Origin of the sequence: Pseudomonas sp., from assembly GCF_049590575.1 — a bacterium.
Lineage (GTDB): Bacteria > Pseudomonadota > Gammaproteobacteria > Pseudomonadales > Pseudomonadaceae > Aquipseudomonas.
In genome coordinates this window covers 1-3529 of record NZ_JBAWDE010000089.1, presented here as the reverse complement: position 1 = coordinate 3529, position 3529 = coordinate 1, and the positions used below count along the sequence as shown (strand labels likewise).

Annotated in this window: 4 protein-coding genes, 1 pseudogene and 1 riboswitch; of the genes and pseudogenes, 3 read left to right on the top strand and 2 right to left on the bottom strand. The window is 62.3% G+C overall.

Annotated features, from left to right (window positions below):
* The 3 genes and pseudogenes from WBR57_RS06855 to WBR57_RS06845 form a co-directional block, all read left to right on the top strand.
* Positions 1–204 (top strand): annotated as a pseudogene (locus WBR57_RS06855) (glycerate dehydrogenase); the annotation flags it as partial.
* Between the two features lie 30 nt (positions 205–234).
* Positions 235–1233, top strand: a complete 999-nt coding sequence (locus tag WBR57_RS06850; protein WP_424083187.1) for a methyltransferase — start codon at positions 235–237, stop codon at positions 1231–1233.
* 50 nt (positions 1234–1283) lie between these two features.
* A riboswitch (yybP-ykoY riboswitch) is annotated at positions 1284–1405 on the top strand.
* Positions 1406–1493: 88 nt separating this feature from the next.
* The gene (locus tag WBR57_RS06845; protein ID WP_122542462.1) at positions 1494–2078 is read left to right on the top strand and encodes a TMEM165/GDT1 family protein; all 585 of its coding nucleotides are present in this window, start codon (positions 1494–1496) and stop codon (positions 2076–2078) included.
* Positions 2079–2152: 74 nt separating this feature from the next.
* On the opposite strand, the gene WBR57_RS06840 is transcribed toward WBR57_RS06845, so the two are convergent.
* A complete protein-coding gene (locus WBR57_RS06840; protein WP_424083186.1) occupies positions 2153–2971 on the bottom strand; it encodes a M48 family metalloprotease in 819 nt (272 codons plus the stop codon).
* A gap of 120 nt (positions 2972–3091) precedes the next feature.
* Positions 3092–3529, bottom strand: a 438-nt coding sequence (locus WBR57_RS06835) for an SOS response-associated peptidase (protein ID WP_424083185.1), incomplete at its 5' end; no start/stop codon positions are given.

Sequence of the window (3529 nt, the reverse complement as noted above, 5' to 3'; positions counted from 1 at the left end):
CACCTGGGCGGCGCGGCGACCGATGTATTGAGCGTGGAGCCTCCGGTCAACGGCAACCCGCTGCTGGCCGGCGACATTCCGCGCCTGATCGTTACGCCGCACAATGCCTGGGGCAGCCGCGAGGCGCGCCAGCGTATCGTCGGCCAACTGGCGGAAAACGCCCGGGGCTTTTTCAGCGGCGCCCCGCTGCGGGTTGTGAGTTGATAAACTGCGCCCCTTTTCAAGGAGCAGACCATGGATCCGCGCAGTGAAGTACTGCTTCGTCAGGCCGAACTTTTTCAAGGCAACCTGCTGTTGGTCGGTTTGCCTGCAGACGACTTGCTCGGCCGCCTGCCCAACGCCCACGGCTGGAGCTGGCATGCCGGCGACCAGGCGGCGCTCGACGCGCGCTTCGCGCAGCGCAGCCAGTTCGGCGTGAACGTGCCCGAGCGTGAGTTCGACGCGGCGGTGATCTTTCTGCCCAAATCCAAGGACCTCACCGACTACCTGCTCAACGCCGTGGCCGCGCGCCTGCCCGGTGCCGAGCTGTTTCTGGTCGGGGAGAAAAAAGCCGGTATCGAAAGCGCCGCCAAACAGATGATTCCCTTCGGCAAACCGCGCAAGCTCGATAACGCGCGGCATTGCCAGCTGTGGCAAGTCAGCGTGGCCAATGCCCCGCAGGCGGTCGAGCTGTCGAGCCTGGCGCAGACCTTCGAGGTGCCGCTGGCCGAAGGGCCGCTGAACGTCGTGAGCCTGCCGGGCGTGTTCAGCCACGGTCGCCTGGATCGCGGCACCGAGCTGCTGCTGGAGCATCTGGACAAACTGCCGAGCGGCCATCTGCTGGACTTTGGCTGCGGCGCGGGCGTGCTGGGGGCTGCGGTAAAGCGTCGCTACCCGCACAACACCGTGACGATGCTGGATGTGGACGCTTTTGCCGCCGCCAGCAGCCGTCTGACCCTGGCCGCCAATGGCCTGGAAGCCGAGGTGCTGACCGGTGATGGCATTGACGCGGCGCCGATGGGTTTGAACGCGATTTTGAGCAACCCGCCGTTCCATGTCGGGGTGCACACCGATTATTTCGCCACCGAAAACCTGCTGCGAAAAGCGGCGAAACACCTGGCAAAAGGCGGCGAACTTCGCTTGGTTGCGAACAGTTTCCTCAAGTATCAGCCGCTGATCGAGGAGCACTTGGGCGTGTGCGCAATCAAGGCCGAGGGCAATGGTTTTCGCATTTACCGTGCCAAGCGCGGCTGATGGCAATTTGAAAAAGAAGGCTTGCCGAATGGATTTTGCCTAGGCAGAATCCGCTCCGTCCTAGGGGAGTAGTCTCCCACGAGCGCCACGCTCGTCCGGCATACGTCAACATACTTGGTCAACAGACCATGGCGTATGCGACCCAGGAGTCCGCACAGACGGACCGGGGTTTGACAAGACCTATGACACGCACACCTTACCCGGGGCGGGAAGGTTGTACGTGTCATAGCCGTGTCGACCCGCCCCTGGAAACCTACCTGATGCTGGATTCACTACTCATTCCTACCGCAGTCGTCGCCTTGGCCGAAATCGGCGACAAGACGCAACTGCTCGCGCTCATTCTCGCCGCGCGCTTTCGCAAGCCCTGGCCAATCATCGCCGGCATCGTCGCCGCGACCCTGGCCAACCATGCGGCTGCGGGTGCCGTGGGTGCCTGGTTCGGCAGTTTCTTTTCGGATGCGGTGCTGCACTGGATACTCGCGGCGAGCTTCTGCGCCACGGCGTTGTGGACCCTGGTGCCGGACAAACTCGACGATGACGAAGCCAGCACCACGCGCAAGTTCGGGCCGTTCCTGACCACGCTGATCGCGTTCTTCCTGGCGGAAATCGGCGACAAGACGCAGATCGCCACGGTGATGCTGGCGGCGCAATACCCTGAGTTGTGGCTGGTAATTATCGGCACCACCCTGGGCATGTTGATTGCCAACGTACCGGTGGTTCTGGCGGGGAATTTTGCAGCGGAGAAACTGCCGTTGACCTTGATTCGTCGGTTGGCGGCCACGGCGTTTTTCATCCTGGCGATTGTTGCGGTGTACAAGGCCATGCAGAGCAGCGGCTGGATCTAGACCTGTAAATCCAAATCAACTGTGGGAGGGGGCAAGCCCCCTCCCACATTTGGAGCTTCACAAGGGTTTGGATATCAGGACTTTTTGGCCTGTTGGTAAAGCGGCATCACCTTTGGAATCGCCGCACTCAACGAGGCGATTCGGCTGTCGGAGGCTGGGTGAGTGCTCATGAACTCCGGCGGCGAACCTTCCGAAGCCTTGGCCATCTTGTTCCACAGCGTGATCGCCGCGTTCGGGTTGTAGCCGGCGCGGGCCGCCAGTTCCAGGCCGATCAGGTCCGCCTCGTTTTCATTGCTGCGGCTGTTGGGCAAGGTCATGCCATAGTTGGCTACCGTGTCCGCCAGCGCCAGGCTGTCCTGGCCCAGGCCGAACAATGCACCGGCGCCCTGCTTGGCCATTTCGATACCGTAGGCCTTGGACATGGCTTCGCGGCCATGCTCGCGCAAGGCGTGGGCGATTTCATGGCCCATCACCGCGGCCAGCTCGTCATCGGTGAGCTTGAGCTTGTCGATCAACCCGCTGTACACGAAGATCTTGCCGCCAGGCCCGCAGTTGGCGTTCATCTCGTCGCTTTTGATCAGGTTGACTTCCCACTTCCACTGCGCCGCATCGGGGCGGAAAGTCGGCGCCTGGGCGATCAGGCGATTCGCGATGGCCTGCACGCGCTTGGCGTTGGCGCTGGTCTTATCGAGCATGCCCTTGCCGCTGGCCTCGCCCAGGGTCTGCTGGTAGGACTGGGCATACATCTGGTCGACTTCCTGGCTCGACAGCATGCTGAACATATACTGCTTGCGCTCGACCCCAACCGCGCCACCGCTGGTGGTATTGACCGACTGACAGCCGGCCAGCAGCACTGCTGCCGCCAATACACTGATGCCCAATGATTTCTTCATCAACCCACTCTCCCTGAAAGACGCCATGAAAACATGGCGCGTATCGTAGGCGTTCGTTTGTATCCGCGCCAGATACACAAGAAGTTTAGCTGCCGATTTTCAGATACACCCCATACGCATTCAAGCCGGAGTGAGGCACTCTGGCCCATTGAGCTTGGGGTCGTTGACCATATTGGCCAGGACGCGTTCGCGCAATGCGGCCGGCTCACTGGCCAGCAGGCTTTGCAATACGTGCAACGGTGTCTCTGGATCAAGCCAGGCCGCCTGCCCCGCCGCATCCAGGATCAACGGCCGCCGCTGGCTCTGCGCGGCCTGGGTCACCACCGCCGTGCTCAGCCACACCTGTTCCTGCACCGGGTAGGCTTCCCAGATCGCCGCAAAAAACACTGTGGAGCCCTCCCCCGGCGTCAGCCAATACGGGCGCTTGCGCTGGGTGCCGCGCCATTCGTAGAAACCGTTGGCAGGCAGCAGGCAGCGACGCTGGCGAAAGGCTTCTCGGAACATCGGCTGCTCGGCCAGGGTTTCGGCGCGGGCATGCGCCGGGGTGCGGGACAGGTC

Coding starts and splice junctions, on each gene's coding strand:
- WBR57_RS06845 (WP_122542462.1), top strand. CDS start 1,494: ATGCTGGATTCACTACTCATTCCTACCGCAGTCGTCGCCTTGGCCGAA.
- WBR57_RS06840 (WP_424083186.1), bottom strand. CDS start 2,971: ATGAAGAAATCATTGGGCATCAGTGTATTGGCGGCAGCAGTGCTGCTG.
- WBR57_RS06850 (WP_424083187.1), top strand. CDS start 235: ATGGATCCGCGCAGTGAAGTACTGCTTCGTCAGGCCGAACTTTTTCAA.